The organism is Vibrio lentus (genome assembly GCF_002875945.1).
In the GTDB taxonomy this organism is placed as follows: domain Bacteria; phylum Pseudomonadota; class Gammaproteobacteria; order Enterobacterales; family Vibrionaceae; genus Vibrio; species Vibrio apostichopi.
The window spans coordinates 23993-39349 of the sequence record NZ_MCZK01000174.1 but is presented as its reverse complement, the minus strand read 5'-3'; the positions used below and the strand labels follow the sequence as shown (position 1 = coordinate 39349).

Here is a 15357-nt window from a genome sequence, read left to right as displayed (position 1 = left end):
TTTATGTTTAGAATTACATTCGGCTTATAAGTACGTGCAGCTTATAAGCTCATTATAGTAGAAGTCAGTTATGTTTAATAAAATTTTAGTGGTCTGCGTGGGTAACATTTGTCGTTCACCTACTGGAGAACGTGTTCTTCAAAAATTGCTTCCGAATAAAGAAGTGGCCTCTGCAGGTATTGCTGCCGAAAAAGTCGTTTAATCGGGAAGCCAGCAGATGAAACGGCGATTTTTATTGCCGCTAAAAATGGTGTCGATATTGAAAATCATCAATCTCAGCAAGTCACACCGCAGCTTTGTGCCCAGTATGATTTGATATTGGTGATGGAGAGGGGGCATATGGAGACACTCACTCAGATATCACCGGAAGCTCGTGGTAAAACAATGCTGTTTGGCCTGTGGATTGGCCAAAAAGACATTCCCGATCCGTATCGTCAAAGCTGTGAAGCATTTGAACATGCCTATAAAATGATTGATGAAGCAGCGCAAGCTTGGGCAAAAAAACTGTAGGTTCAAATATACAGCTTTTTAAATGTCATGCTCTAAACGTAAGTGTGGCTAAGCCATCAACAGAATCATATAAAAGAGAAGTACGCGGAGCGTATTTAACTTCTCTTCAAAACACTAGTTTAGGAAGTAGCAATCTGATGACAACACAACCATCTCAGCAATCATACGCAGATAACCCTGATGAGATAGATTTAGGAAAATTGCTTGGTATCTTATTAGATGCTAAATGGCTAATCATGCTCACCACATTTGCCTTTGCTGTGTTTGGTATTGCGTTTGCCCTACTTTCAACACCGATATACAAAGCCGATGCATTAATTCAAATTGAGGAGAAGAGTTCTGGCGGCATTTCATCAATGGTTGGTGACATGGGCGAATTGTTCTCTCAGGAATCCTCTGCGACGACGGAAGTTGAGATCATCAAATCACGTATGATCTTGGGTGAAACGGTTGATAAATTCAATTTAACTACTGTAACTTCACCGAGTTATGCGCCAATCGTCGGCAAAGGGTTTGCTCGCTTAACCGGCGACATTAACCACATCGTGGTGAGTCGTTTTACGTTGCCAAGCTATGCGAGCGACTATGCACATGCGATTCAGATTGTCGATGCCGAACAAGGCACCTACCGACTGGTACGTGACGATGAGCGTGTTATCTTGAAAGGCAAAGTGGGTGAGCTAGCTACAGTCGATGACTACAGCTTGTTTGTGGCGGGTTTTGAATCGCATAACGATTTTGAATTCTCGATTGATCAACGCAGCCAGTTAGAAGCGATCGAATGGCTTAAGGCATCTTTGTCTCTGTCTGAACAAGGTAAGCAAACCGGCATTCTGAAGCTGAGCTTTGAAGGGGAAAACAAACAGCAGATTTCTGAAATCCTTAATCATGTTAGCCAGATCTACTTCTTACAAAACGTGCAGCGTAACTCAGCGGAAGCAGAGAAGAGCCTATCATTCTTAGAAAGCCATCTTCCTGGCATTAAATCTGAGCTAACTGGTTATGAAGATGTACTAAACAATTACCGCCAAGAAAACGAATCGATCGATTTGGGTTTAGAAGCAGAATCAACCTTGAAGGTAATGGTAGAGCTTGAAGCGCAATTAAATGAGCTGACGTTTAAAGAGAGTGAAATTAGCCAACGCTTCACCAAAGATCACCCAGCATACAAAGCCCTGCTTGATAAGCGTAAAACGTTGATGGGGGAGAGAGAGCGCTTAAATAGGCAAGTGCAGAAGTTACCGAAAACACAACGTGAAGTACTGCGTATGACACGTGATGTTGAAGTAAACCAACAAATCTACATCCAGCTTTTAAACAAGGTTCAAGAGCTGAGCATTATTAGGGCCGGTACCGTCGGTAACGTTCGCATCTTAGATGACGCTCAAGCCTATGCTCGTGCAGTAAAACCAAAGAAGCCACTGATTGTTGTGTTAGCAACGTTATTGGGTGGTATGCTAAGTGTTGCGTTTGTACTAGTGAAAGCGGCGTTCCATCGTGGTGTTGAAAGCCCAGACCAAATTGAACAAATTGGCCTGCCCGTTTACGCGGCGGTGCCAAAATCTGATTTGCAAATTGAGTTAACCAACCGCTTTAAATCGAAGAAACAGCAAACTAAGGGTACCCAAGTACTACTTGCTGAGTCTAACCCTGCGGATCTTTCTGTTGAAGCATTGCGTGGCCTTCGTACTAGCTTGCATTTTGCTATGCTAGAAGCGAAAAACAACGTATTGATGATCTCTGGCCCCGCACCGGGTATTGGTAAATCCTTTATCTCCACTAACTTTGCTGCAGTAGCTGCGAAAACAGGGCAAAAGGTGCTGTTGATTGATGCCGATATGCGTAAAGGTTACCTACAACAAAGCTTCGGTGTTAACTGGGACAACGGCCTTTCTGATGTATTAAGCAGCAAGACCGAATTCGCTCAGTCAGTTAAAGCCACACCTATAGATAACCTAGACATTATTACCCGCGGCCAAGTCCCCCCTAACCCATCTGAACTGCTTATGCACCCGCGTTTTGCAGAACTCATGGTGTGGGCAGAAAAAGAATATGATTTGGTGATTGTCGATACTCCACCAGTACTGGCAGTCACCGACCCAAGTATTGTTGGCGCCTTCGCTGGCACCACATTAATGGTGGCGCGTTATGGCCAAAACACCATTAAAGAGATCGATGTTGCTCGTAACCGTTTCGAACAGTCGGGCATCGAAGTGAAAGGCGTTATCTTCAACGCTATCGAGAAGAAAGCATCAAGTTCTTATGGTTACGGTTACTATAATTACGCTTATTCAGGCGACAATAGTTAGCTTGAGGGTGGAAGTGACGGAGGTGAAGTGTAAAAATCATCTTTTGTCACAAAGATTACGAATTAAGAATTAATGAATAAGAGATGATTATGGCTAAGAAGAAGGTTCTTACGGTTTTTGGAACTCGTCCAGAAGCCATCAAAATGGCCCCTTTGGTTCATGCTTTAGCGGCTGATGAGCGCTTTGAGGCAAAATGCTGTGTGACTGCACAACATCGTGAAATGCTAGATCAAGTGTTAGAGTTATTTGAAATTACGCCTGACTATGACTTAAATTTAATGAAGTCTGGCCAAACGTTGAACGATGTGAGTGCACGTATTTTGTTGGAACTTAAGCCAGTACTACAAGAGTTTAAACCTGATGTGGTTTTAGTTCATGGTGATACAGCAACAACTTTTGCTGCAAGTCTAGCTGCTTATTACGAACAAATCGCTGTGGGGCATGTTGAGGCGGGTCTTCGAACGGGTAACATTTATTCTCCTTGGCCGGAAGAAGGTAACCGTCGTCTTACTGGTGCCTTGACTAGATATCATTTCGCTCCAACACAAAACTCAAAAGAAAATCTTCTTAAAGAAAATTTCAATCCAGACAATATTGATGTTACGGGAAATACCGTAATTGATGCTTTGTTGTTGGTTAAAGACAAAATAGACGCAAATCAAAACTTAAGCATAGAGTTGTCAGCACAATTCCCATTCCTTCGTGAAGATAAAAAATTAGTGCTAGTTACCGGTCATCGCCGTGAAAGTTTTGGTGGCGGCTTTGAGCGTATCTGTGAAGCCTTAGCTTTGACTGCACAAAAGTATCCAGAAGTTCAAATTGTTTATCCTATGCATTTAAATCCTAATGTCCGCGAACCTGTCAATCGCATTCTTGCAGGTATTGAAAACATCTACCTTATTGAACCTCAGCAGTATTTACCATTTATATACTTGATGAACCGCGCTTATATCATCTTAACTGATTCCGGTGGTATTCAGGAAGAGGCTCCATCACTGGGTAAACCCGTATTAGTGATGCGTGATACTACAGAAAGGCCAGAAGCAGTTGAAGCAGGAACTGTTAAGTTGGTGGGTACTGATGTACATGAAATAACAAGTAATCTGAGTGAGTTGTTATTAGATGAAAAAGCTTATCAAGCGATGAGTTTTGCCCATAACCCTTACGGTGATGGTAAAGCGTGTCAACGAATTCTAGATGTTCTAGCAAAATAATTTAACGAGAAGTATATATGTCTTTCGAAACAGTATCCGTTGTAGGTTTGGGCTACATTGGTCTGCCAACGGCAGCAATGTTTGCATCACGTAAAAAACAAGTCGTTGGTGTTGATGTAAATCAACATGCTGTCGACACTATCAATCAAGGAAAGATTCATATCGTTGAGCCTGAGCTTGATATGATCGTAAACGCGGCGGTAACAGAGGGCTATCTAAAAGCGGTGACTGCCCCTGAAGCGGCAGATGCCTTCCTGATTGCTGTGCCAACCCCTTTTCTACCTTGTAAGGACGGTGAAGTACCTGCTCCAGATCTTTCCTACATTGAAGCTGCAAGCAAGGCTATTGCTCCTGTGCTGAAGAAAGGCGATCTAGTCATCCTAGAGTCGACGTCACCCGTTGGCGCAACAGAGCAAATGGCTGATTGGTTAGCTCAAGCTCGCTCGGATTTGACTTTTCCACAAACTCACGGGGAAGATGCTGACATTAATGTTGCACATTGCCCTGAGCGTGTATTACCGGGTCATGTGGTTCGTGAGTTGGTTGAAAACGATCGTGTTATTGGCGGTCTTACACCGAAATGCTCACGACGCTCAGTAGAGTTATATCAAACATTTGTCAAAGGTGAATGTGTTATCACTAATGCTCGAACTGCAGAAATGGCGAAACTGACGGAAAACAGCTCTCGTGATGTTCAAATTGCGTTTGCAAATGAGCTTTCAGTTATCTGTGATAAGTTAGGTATAAATGTTTGGGAACTGATTGCATTGGCAAATCGTCACCCTCGTGTGAATATCCTCCAGCCAGGTCCTGGTGTTGGTGGTCACTGTATTGCCGTTGATCCTTGGTTTATCGTTTCAAAGACACCAGTTGAAGCTCAGATGATTCATACAGCACGAAAAGTTAATGACAGCAAACCTGGTTGGGTTGTCGGTAAAACTAAAATGGCAATTGCAGACTGTCTACAAGAAAACTCTGAAAAGACAGCAAAAGATATTACTATTGCGTGTTATGGCTTAGCTTTTAAGCCTGATATCGATGACTTACGTGAAAGCCCAGCAATGCAGATTGTAAAAGAGATTGCTTCTTTCCACACTGGGAATGTAATTGCTGTTGAACCTAATATCCATCAAGCACCAAGAGCATTAGAGTCAGTTGAACTTAGAAGTTTTGAAGTTGCAGTCAAAGAAGCTGATATTCATCTATTGTTGGTTGATCATAAAGAGTTCAAGGAACGAAAGCTTCAAGCGAATTATATTGTTGATACTAAGGGTATTTGGTTATGAAAATACTAGTAACCGGTGGTGCTGGTTTTATTGGCTCTGCAATCATAAGACACATCATTCGTGATACCCAAGATACCGTCATTAACCTAGATAAATTGACTTACGCTGGTAATTTAGAGTCCTTAGCGGAAGTATCGGATAGTGAACGTTACCATTTTGAGCATGTTGATATCTCTCAACGTGACAAGCTTGATCGCGTATTTTCAAAGCATCAACCTGATCTCGTGATGCACCTTGCGGCTGAATCGCACGTAGACCGTTCCATTGATGGACCTGCGGCGTTTATTGAAACCAATGTCATGGGGACGTATCACCTTCTTGAATCGGCTCGTCAATACTGGTCGACACTGGATGAGACACGCAAAACCGCTTTCCGTTTCCATCATATTTCTACCGACGAAGTGTATGGTGACTTACAAGGTACGGATGATTTGTTTACTGAAACTACATCCTACGCGCCGAGTAGCCCGTACTCCGCTTCTAAAGCGTCCAGCGATCATCTTGTTCGAGCGTGGCAACGCACTTACGGTTTTCCTACCTTGGTTACCAACTGCTCGAACAACTATGGACCTTACCATTTCCCAGAGAAACTGATCCCACTGATGATTTTGAATGCCTTGGATGGCAAGCCGTTGCCTGTGTACGGTGATGGTATGCAAATCCGTGATTGGCTGTTCGTCGAAGATCATGCTCGCGCACTCTACAAAGTTGTGACAGAAGGTGAAATTGGCGAGACATACAACATCGGTGGTCACAATGAAAAAGCGAACATTGAAGTCGTGAAAAGCATTTGCTCGCTACTTGAAGAATTTCGACCAAAAAAACCTGCAGGTGTTGAATCTTATGAATCGTTGATCACGTATGTGAAAGATCGACCTGGTCATGATGTACGCTATGCAATTGATGCAACAAAAATTGCTCAAGAGCTGAGCTGGACGCCTGAAGAAACATTCGAAAGTGGCATTCGCAAAACCGTTGAATGGTATCTAAACAACCAGCAATGGTGGCAACGTGTGCTTGATGGCTCATATAGTCTTGAACGATTAGGAGCGGGTGAATAATGAAAGGTATTATTCTTGCTGGTGGTTCTGGTACGCGTTTATACCCAATCACGCGAGGTGTCTCTAAGCAGTTATTGCCTGTATACGATAAGCCAATGATCTACTACCCACTGTCAGTACTTATGCTTGCTGGTATTCGTGAGGTTTTGGTGATTACCACTCCTGAAGACCAAGAAGGTTTTCAGCGCTTACTTGGCGATGGCTCTGACTTTGGTATTGAACTGCAATACGCAATTCAACCCACGCCAGATGGTCTAGCTCAAGCATTCATTGTTGGTGAAGAGTTTATCGGTGATGACTCAGTCTGTTTGGTGTTAGGTGACAACATCTTCTATGGACAAGGCTTTTCACCGATCTTACAGCAAGCGGCGATGAAAAATCATGGAGCGACAGTATTTGCTTATCAAGTCAAAGACCCTGAACGCTTTGGTGTGGTAGAATTTGACGCTGATATGCATGCAATCTCGATTGAAGAAAAACCAGCAGTACCGAAATCAAACTACGCCGTTACAGGCTTGTATTTTTATGATAACCAAGTTGTAGACTTGGCTAAGAAGGTTAAACCATCCATGAGGGGGGAACTAGAAATCTCGACTCTCAACCAGATGTACCTTGAGCAAGGCAGTCTGAATGTTCAATTACTAGGTCGTGGTTTCGCTTGGTTAGATACTGGCACGCATGAAAGCCTTCATGAAGCGTCTTCATTCGTTCAGACCATTGAGAATGTTCAAGGTTTGAAAGTTGCGTGTCTAGAAGAGATTGCGTGGCGTAATGGTTGGTTAGCAAAAGACCAACTACTCACTATTGCGAAACCAATGCAAAAAAATGATTACGGTCGTTACCTTTCCGAGTTAGTGATTGAGCAAAAATAATACTGGTCGCTAATTGCAATGAGATATTAAATGATGAGCAGTGAAATTATTCCTGTAACAAAACCATATTTACCATCAAAAGATAAATATAAACAGTATGTTGATCGGGTGTACGAGAGTGGTTGGTTGACCAATAGTGGTCCTCTTGTTAATGAGTTAGAATCTCGACTAGCTGAATACCTTGGTGTTAAGCATGTTGTATTAGTCGCAAATGGCTCATTAGCACTTCAGGTTGCTTATAAAGCATTAAATCTTACAGGAGAGGTGATCACAACACCTTTCTCTTTTGCTGCGACTACAAGCACGCTTAGTTGGGAAAACTTAACCCCCGTTTTTTGCGATATTGAAAATGATAGCTTCAATATTAATCCTGACTTAATAGAAGCCCTTATTACAGAAAAAACGTCTGCAATAGTACCAGTGCACGTGTTTGGTAATCCATGTAACGTCAATGAAATTCAAGCTATAGCAAACAAGCATGGTTTAAAAGTTATCTATGATGCCGCTCATGCTTTTGGTGTGGAGCTAAATAAAGAAAGTGTATTAACGCACGGTGATATCAGTACATTAAGTTTCCATGCTACAAAGTTATTCCACACGATAGAGGGTGGTGCTGTGATTACGCAATGTGATGACCTAGCAGCGAAAATACGCTCTATGATTAACTTTGGAATAACGGGACCGGATTCGATAGAAGGCGTTGGAACCAATGCTAAGATGAATGAGTTTGAAGCAGCTATGGGTCACTGTGTTCTAGATGATATAGAAAGTATCATGACTAAGCGAAGAGGCTTATGGCAAAGCTATCAAACTCACCTTTCTGGTGTTTTCCAAATGCAAAATTGGTTGGATAGATCAAAACCTAATGGTGCATATGTACCAATTGTGTTTGATTCGGAGCAGTCATTACTTAGAGCTAAGGCTAATTTGGAAGCGAATAACATCTTTCCAAGAAGGTACTTTTATCCAAGTTTAGATCTTATTGATAGTTATGGTCATGACGGAACTCCATGTGAAGTTAGCCGCTCGACTAGTAAAAGGATCTTATGCTTGCCTATATATTTTGATTTGTGTGAATCAATGTTAAACAAGATAAAACAAATACTTAAAAAATCATGATTGGTTGCAAAAAGAGAGTATAAGATGAGAAACAGCATCCTGAAATATCTACAAGCATCCTCGATGAAACACCCAGAAAATATTTGTGTTTCGGATTCGAGCCACTCTTTGACTTATGCAGAAAGTGCAGCAAAGTCATATGCTATCTCATTGCAACTAAGACTGCTGGGAAGTTTAAACAAGCCTATTGTTGTGTTTGCGAAAAAATCTGTAAATGCACTCTCCATGATCTTTTCTGCGACAATGGCTGGAGGGATTTACTGTCCCGTAGACATTAATTCACCTAAAGAACGACTATTAAAGATCTTATCTAACCTTCAAGGTTGTCTTGTTCTTTATGATGAAACGTCAGGAAATTTATTAAATTCATTAGAATTAAATAGTTCAATTTCAACTATTAATATCGATGAAATACCGGCATCTAAGCTACCTACGCAAGATATTTGGGCTGATATCGAAAAGTTTAATCAAACCGTTATTGATAAAGATCCATGTTATATAATTTTCACTTCAGGCTCTACTGGTACACCAAAAGGTGTCACTATTTGCCATTCTAGCGTTATTGATTATATTGATTGGGCTAATTCAGCTTATGAAGTGAGCAAGGTTGATATTATTGGTAGTCAAGCACCACTATTCTTTGATAACTCGACTTTAGACATCTATTTAGCGTTGTCTAATGCGGCAGAATTGCATGTTATCCCTGAAAGCGTGTTTATTTTTCCTCAGAAAACACTTGAATATTTAAAAGAAAAAGCAATAACAACGATCTTCTGGGTTCCTTCATTACTTGTAAATATTGCGAACCTTAAGTTACTTGATCAATTTCAATTTCAATTGCCATGCTTGAAGAATGTCTTGTTTGCTGGGGAAGTAATGCCAGCGAAAACGATTAAGTACTGGTTAGATAAGCATCCTAATGCTCATTACTCTAACTTGTACGGACCAACAGAAATTACCGTTGATTGCACCTACTATGATGTGCCGCCTAACTGGGACGGGGATAGCTTACCTATAGGGATCCCTTGCCATAACTCAGGCATTTTAATCCTAGATGAAAACGACCAGCGTAATGATGAAGGTGAATTGTGTGTTCGAGGCTCTAGCTTAGCGCTTGGGTATTGGGCTAACTCAGAAAAAACGAAAGAGGTATTTTGTCAAAACCCACTTCAAGATAAATACATTGATATGATCTATCGTACCGGAGACTTAGTTAGACTTGTTGATGGTTTAATTTATTATATTGGTAGAAAAGACTTCCAGATTAAGCACAATGGCTATCGCATAGAACTTGGTGAAATTGAGTCTCAGATCATGGAGTTAGATGCTATCGAACAGTGTGTTGTTGGTTATTTATCAGAAGATAAAGTGCTTTATGCTTTTGTTCAATGCAGTAGTTCGATGAGTGAAGTTGAGCTTAAAGTTGCACTGACGAAATGTTTACCAAAGTACATGATTCCAAGCAAGATTAGCTTTGTACAAGAAATGCTTTTTACGCCAAATGGTAAGTTAAATAGAAAAGATTTTTCAGAGAAAGCGCTACAAGAATTTGTAAAGGTTAAAGAGTAGTATGTGTGAAAAAATTATAGCAATCCTAACCACAATGAAACCAGAATATGAGTTTGCTAAAGATACTGAACTTTTTGAGTCAGGTCTGTTGGACTCTTTTGATTTGTTAGTCCTAGTAAGTGAGATCGAAGCTCAGCTAGCTATTTCAATCCCTGGTGAAGGCTTGGTTCCTGAGAATTTTGTCTCTCCGCATGTTATTGGTGAGTATCTTAAAACGATTCAAGGTTAATTTATGAAAAGTGATATTAGCAATATCTCGTTGAAAGGGATAGTTGCAGCCGTTCCAAAGCATATTTCTTACTTTGATGATGAGATAAAAAACTACTCACACACAGAGCAGAGTTCTAAAAAGCTGAAGAAGCTAATGGGATACAATCAACATCATGTTGTTTCAAAAGAAACGGCGCTCACTGATATGATTTTTCCTTTGCTTGAGGACCTGTCAACCACTCTCGGGTGCGACTACCAGGATGTGGATGGAATTTTGGTGGTAACCCAAACCCCTGACTATCCTATTCCGTCAACAGCTTCGATGGTACATGGCGCTTTTGACTTTAAAACCGATTGTTATTGTATGGACATCAACGATGGTTGCAACGGTTATATTCGAGGTTTGTTTGAAGCTTCTAGCCTAATTCGTAATAGTGATGCGCAAAAAGTTTTGCTAATTGCTGGTGATGTTTTAAGCCGTAAGGTTTCTTTAAAAGATCGTAACTCATACCCTCTTATTGGGGATGCAGTTACGGTCACCTTAATAGAAAAAAGAGCGGAAAACGTGGAGGCTCCTCTAGAAATCAAGCATGATGGTAAAGGCGCAAAAGCTTTAATGATTCCATCTGGTGGTATGGTAAGCCCTTGTACCTCTGATACTGCAAATCTTGCTGAAGATGAAGAAGGGAATTGGCGTTGCTCTGAACATTTGGTCATGCAAGGTAGAGACGTTTTTACGTTTACTCAAACAACGGTAATCAATTTTATTAAAGAGTTTATTGAAAAAAACACTAAACCAGAAGAAATTGACTACTTTTTCTTCCATCAAGCAAACAAATTTATCTTGGATCGTTTCCGTTCAGCACTGAAGGTAACGGAAGAGCAGCTACCTTCAGATGTAGTTACTCTTTATGGGAACTCTTCGTCAGCAACGGTTCCTATGTCGATTCTATTGTCTTGGATAAAGAATTCGGGCTTTGAGGGTAAAAAAGCACTATTATCAGGCTTTGGTGTAGGTTTGAGTTGGGGTGCGACCTTGGTTGATGTCAATGAACTTACACTATGTAAACTAATTAAGTTGGATGTATAAATGACTGTTTTTTTGGAAGAACTAGCTGAGATCCTAGAACTGGAAGTAGAAGAGCTAACCCCTGATTTTGAATATCAAGAAACGGAAGAATGGGACTCTTTGGCCCAGTTATCTCTTATCACTTTATTCGCAGATGAATATCAAGTAGAAATTGGGCACGGTGACTTAATCGAACGAAAAACTGTGGGTCAATTGCTCGAGCTACTTCCTCAGTGATGTCGATGAAAAGAAAAGTTCTTATTACAGGAGCGACTTCAGACATTGGCTTGAGCATTGCTCACAAACATGTTCAAGAGGGAAACTTTGTGATCCTTCTTGGACGTAATGAAGAGAGTCTTAAAATCGCTGAGGAATCTTTAGGAAAAGAATCCTCGGCCGCTTATGTCTGGGATTTGAAGTCTCCTTCCTCATTAAAACCACTGCTGAAAAAGATCGTTACCGAGCAAGGTAAAATTACAGATCTTATCTGTGCTGCGGGATATCATAAAATCTTACCGTTGAAGTTAGTATCGGATGAAGAACTTCTTTTGACTATGCAAACGAACGTGAATAGTCACTTGCTCCTTTGCCAGCTTTTTTCGAATGCTTTGTATTCAGATAAGTCTCAGGATAGAAGTATTACACTGATTTCTAGCATTGCCCATTTTGTTGGTGAGCCAGGATTAGTTGCTTATTCTGCAGCAAAAGGTGCATTGATTTCTGCAAGTAAATCAATGGCTAGAGAATTAGCCCCGCGTAAAATCAGAGTAAATACCGTTTCGCCTGGATGGGTAGAGACCAAGCATACAAAAGATGTAGCGGTTGATTTGGGCGAAATAGCGCTTGAGAAGTTACATAACCTATATCCTTTAGGTTTAGGCAAATCTGAAGATGTTGCAGAGGCCTGTTATTTTTTGAGTAGCAGAGCGTCTCGCTGGGTGACTGGTTTAGATCTTGTGATTGATGGGGGGCGCAGTGTCTAAATTAAAGTTTGAAACCGTAATCGTTATCGGTTTTGGTAAGATAGCTCAAGACGTTGCTTCCATGCTTCTTCAATATGATGTGACGCTGAAATTGTTACAGACAGAGATGCAACCTTTTTCTACTCTTGAGTCATTTGCTCAAAAACACGGCGTCACATATCAATATAAGCATACGAAAGAAGAAATCGAGTCCTCGTTACTCAAGTGGCTGTCTGGTAATACGTTAATCATCAGTGCAAATAATAACTACCTTTTTAAAGGGCCGTTACTTACTCTAAATAATGTAACTATTATTAATTTTCATAATGCACTTTTACCGAATTTGCGGGGAAGAAACGCACCTAGTTGGGCTATTTATCATCAATTAGAAAAGACAGGTATCACTTGGCATTATGTTGATGAAGGTGTAGATACAGGTAATGCGATTGCTTTTTCAGAGGTGTTGATTGATAACAACGACAAAGCATACAAAGTGGCTCATAAATGTATGCGTGCTGGGCTAGAAGCCTTTTCGAGCGTAATTTCTGAGTTGTTACTGGCGGGATTTGTTCCTTGTTTGGCTAAACAACCATTGAGGTATGATTATCTGTACCTATCAAGAGACATTCCTGGAAATGGTTGGCTAGATACGAAGCAATCAACGATTGAGAACTATCGTATATTGAGAGCAATAGATTACGGGCCTTTTGACGTGTTCCCTAAAGCAAAAATCAATAATGATGGCACTAACTATTCTGTGCATGCTTATCAGTTTATTGATAAATCAAGTAGTAGTTCTTTAATCAGTAGTGAGAATAGCATAGTGTTAAGTGATGAGTTTGGCTTGTTAAAATTACAAGTTGAAAAAGTCGAAATTGAGCTGAGATAAATAATGTCTAATCCAATTATTATATTTGGAGCTAGTGGCCTAGCTGCGGAAGTGTACAGCTGGATACAGGATGTAAATGATATTCGAGAACGTTTTTTGTGTTTTTGTGTGACGGACGAATATTTTGTGCCAGCAGCAACATTTTATGAATACGAAGTGAAATCAGTGTCTATGTTGGACGATATTGAGCAGTTCGACTTTATTTTGGCATTTGGGGGGGCGGGGTATGCACGCGCTGGTATTGCAGATATATTGAAAAGCAAAGGCGGTAATGCTATATCATTTATTCACCCTAGTGTGGTGCTGAGTAAGTTCTCGCTAATAGGTGAAGGTGTAATCATTAACCCTAATTGCAGCATCTCTCCTGGTGTAGTGATAGGAGATTTTTCGCTGATCAACTGTAATTGTGCTATTGGGCATGACACTAAAATTGGGTCTTATACCTCTTTATTAGGGAGTAATACGATCAATGGCTATGTAGAAATTGGTGAGCGAGTATTAATTGGCTCTGGAGCAACTATACACCCTAAAGTCAAGGTAGAAGATGATGCTACAGTTGGTATGGGGGCTGTTGTATTTAGCAAAGTTAGGAAAAATACTACTGTTCTAGGAAATCCTGCGACAAAGCACCGTAATTAAAAGAATGTTTAAAATTATAAAAGGTCGCTATGATAGGAAAGGTTTAAAGGAGTGTTGTATTGTTTATATTTATGAATAAAGTTTTGCAAAAGCTAATAAATTTAATATATGTGAATAGAACATTATTAGTATTTGAGCTTAATTATAACCTAATCCCAGTTGATAATTCTAGATTGAAAAAGGAAGTAATAGGAAATAATGAAGTTAAATTATTTTTAAATAGTGGCGAGGAAGAAGTTCACTACTCCTATTTAAAATCTGGAACTATCTATTGTAAAGAGATAGATGCTAATATTTTAACAGATTCAATTTACATGTATCGTTGCTTTACTTCTAAGAAGCATAGAAGGAAAGGGATATACAATGAAGCTCTAAAAATAGCTAGTCAAACTTTTCCAGATAAAAAAACTTATATAAGTGTTCTTTCATCAAACGAAGCATCTATCAACGCAATAATGAAACAAGCAGATAGGATGTGTGGTGTTTGTTGTTATCAACGATATTTTTATTTTTTTAAAGTTAGACGGTTCTTTTTTGATACCAAAGATATAACACTAGGAATACCAAGTGGTTTAATCGAAAGATGATTTTAAGTTTTAAAAAAGATTAGGTAATTTTTGCAATGAGCTAACATTACTAATGCTGGCTAGTTAAGTGCTATGTTTAGAGTTTATGACCGATGAAGATTGAAGAATTATATAATAGCCTCACTAAAATCAAAATTGATTTGGGTAATGGTGAACAACTTACTTTATTCAAACAAAGAGGTTGCTATAGAACATACCCAAGAATGCTCGAATATTTTTTATATGAAATGGAAGAGATATTCAATAATAACGGCGTGAAACGTGAAACAGATTTTTTTGAACGCCTAATTAATATTAACGAGAAGATAGAGGTATACTGCTTCCAGAATTCTAAATTGTTCTCATATTTTCCAGAGTATTTCGAAAATTCTAAGTTTAAAACACTAAACTTAGAATTTGTGACGAACGTCCTAGAAGTTGACTATAGAAAAAATGATGACTTCAAAGGCTATTTATCCAAATTGAGTCGAAAAAGACGTTATAAATTCAATAAGGCACTAAGTAATAATGAACTAGAGCTTGTATATTGTGATAGTAATGAAGACTTTGTTGAATTCAAAAAAATGCATATAAAACAATGGAATGGAAAAGGTGATCCATCTATATTAAATAATGAGGATTGGTCGGATTTTTATCGTAAAGGATATGAAGTTGGCTTGTTCTGTATCCATAAAATAGTTGATATAAAATCGAATAAACCTATTGCATATCATTTAGGATTTGAAAAAAATGGCGTGTTCCATTATTTGATGCCAACTTACGATACTAACAGTAGTTATGACTCTCCAGGATTTATATTGTTAACTAAGTTGATCAAAGAATATTCCGAACATACTGAGATAAAGAAGTTCTCTCTTGGCGCTGGAGATTACTCATATAAAAGATGGATATGTAATGAATCTAGAGCTGTTTTTAGGCTGAATATTAATAAAAACATATTTAAACATTATATTTCTCGTGCTTATCGCCTTGCGAAAAGTTTTGCCAAAAAAACATTGAAAACAAAAATTGGAATTTAGATAGGTTTTTATCTAAATATTTTGTAAGGCTAAACTTTCTTA

General features: G+C 39.5%; 15 protein-coding genes and 1 pseudogene. All 16 read left to right on the top strand.

The annotated features are described in order from the left end of the window. Positions 1-70: 70 nt before the first annotated feature. Positions 71-510: pseudogene (locus tag BCT49_RS23855) on the top strand (low molecular weight protein-tyrosine-phosphatase). 137 nt (positions 511-647) lie between these two features. Next, positions 648-2819 (top strand): polysaccharide biosynthesis tyrosine autokinase, encoded by a 2172-nt coding sequence (locus tag BCT49_RS23850; protein WP_102438685.1) that lies wholly within the window; start codon positions 648-650, stop codon positions 2817-2819. An 89-nt stretch (positions 2820-2908) separates the two neighbouring features. Beyond that, positions 2909-4033 (top strand): non-hydrolyzing UDP-N-acetylglucosamine 2-epimerase, encoded by a 1125-nt coding sequence (wecB, locus tag BCT49_RS23845; protein ID WP_102438683.1) that lies wholly within the window; start codon positions 2909-2911, stop codon positions 4031-4033. Positions 4034-4050: 17 nt separating this feature from the next. After that, on the top strand, positions 4051-5319 hold the full coding sequence (wecC, locus tag BCT49_RS23840; protein WP_102438681.1) for a UDP-N-acetyl-D-mannosamine dehydrogenase: 1269 nt from the start codon (positions 4051-4053) through the stop codon (positions 5317-5319). Beyond that, positions 5316-6380, top strand: a complete 1065-nt coding sequence (gene rfbB, locus BCT49_RS23835) for a dTDP-glucose 4,6-dehydratase (RefSeq protein WP_102438679.1) — start codon at positions 5316-5318, stop codon at positions 6378-6380. Before wecC ends, rfbB begins: the two co-directional genes overlap by 4 nt. Further along, positions 6380-7252 carry a glucose-1-phosphate thymidylyltransferase RfbA gene (gene rfbA / locus BCT49_RS23830; RefSeq protein WP_102438677.1) on the top strand — a complete coding sequence of 291 codons (873 nt, stop codon included), beginning with the start codon at positions 6380-6382 and terminating at the stop codon, positions 7250-7252. Before rfbB ends, rfbA begins: the two co-directional genes overlap by 1 nt. A gap of 30 nt (positions 7253-7282) precedes the next feature. Next, positions 7283-8371 (top strand): DegT/DnrJ/EryC1/StrS family aminotransferase, encoded by a 1089-nt coding sequence (locus BCT49_RS23825; protein ID WP_198595899.1) that lies wholly within the window; start codon positions 7283-7285, stop codon positions 8369-8371. A gap of 24 nt (positions 8372-8395) precedes the next feature. Next, a complete protein-coding gene (locus tag BCT49_RS23820) occupies positions 8396-9940 on the top strand; it encodes an amino acid adenylation domain-containing protein (RefSeq protein WP_102438675.1) in 1545 nt (514 codons plus the stop codon). A gap of 1 nt (position 9941) precedes the next feature. Further along, positions 9942-10169 carry a phosphopantetheine-binding protein gene (locus tag BCT49_RS23815; RefSeq protein WP_102438673.1) on the top strand — a complete coding sequence of 76 codons (228 nt, stop codon included), beginning with the start codon at positions 9942-9944 and terminating at the stop codon, positions 10167-10169. Positions 10170-10172: 3 nt separating this feature from the next. Further along, positions 10173-11240: a ketoacyl-ACP synthase III gene (locus BCT49_RS23810; RefSeq protein WP_102438671.1), complete on the top strand. Its 1068-nt coding sequence runs from the start codon at positions 10173-10175 to the stop codon at positions 11238-11240. Next, positions 11241-11456 carry a phosphopantetheine-binding protein gene (locus BCT49_RS23805; RefSeq protein ID WP_021453150.1) on the top strand — a complete coding sequence of 72 codons (216 nt, stop codon included), beginning with the start codon at positions 11241-11243 and terminating at the stop codon, positions 11454-11456. It abuts the gene before it with no gap. 5 nt (positions 11457-11461) lie between these two features. Continuing rightward, positions 11462-12202 carry an SDR family NAD(P)-dependent oxidoreductase gene (locus BCT49_RS23800; RefSeq protein ID WP_157938623.1) on the top strand — a complete coding sequence of 247 codons (741 nt, stop codon included), beginning with the start codon at positions 11462-11464 and terminating at the stop codon, positions 12200-12202. Next, positions 12195-13070: a formyltransferase family protein gene (locus BCT49_RS23795; RefSeq protein ID WP_157938622.1), complete on the top strand. Its 876-nt coding sequence runs from the start codon at positions 12195-12197 to the stop codon at positions 13068-13070. Before BCT49_RS23800 ends, BCT49_RS23795 begins: the two co-directional genes overlap by 8 nt. A gap of 3 nt (positions 13071-13073) precedes the next feature. Beyond that, positions 13074-13709: a NeuD/PglB/VioB family sugar acetyltransferase gene (locus tag BCT49_RS23790; RefSeq protein ID WP_102438665.1), complete on the top strand. Its 636-nt coding sequence runs from the start codon at positions 13074-13076 to the stop codon at positions 13707-13709. A 59-nt stretch (positions 13710-13768) separates the two neighbouring features. Further along, the gene (locus tag BCT49_RS23785) at positions 13769-14296 is read left to right on the top strand and encodes a hypothetical protein (RefSeq protein ID WP_133151666.1); all 528 of its coding nucleotides are present in this window, start codon (positions 13769-13771) and stop codon (positions 14294-14296) included. A 92-nt stretch (positions 14297-14388) separates the two neighbouring features. Next, entirely contained in the window at positions 14389-15315 is a 927-nt protein-coding gene (locus BCT49_RS23780; protein WP_102438661.1) for a GNAT family N-acetyltransferase, read from the top strand. Positions 15316-15357 lie beyond the last annotated feature (42 nt).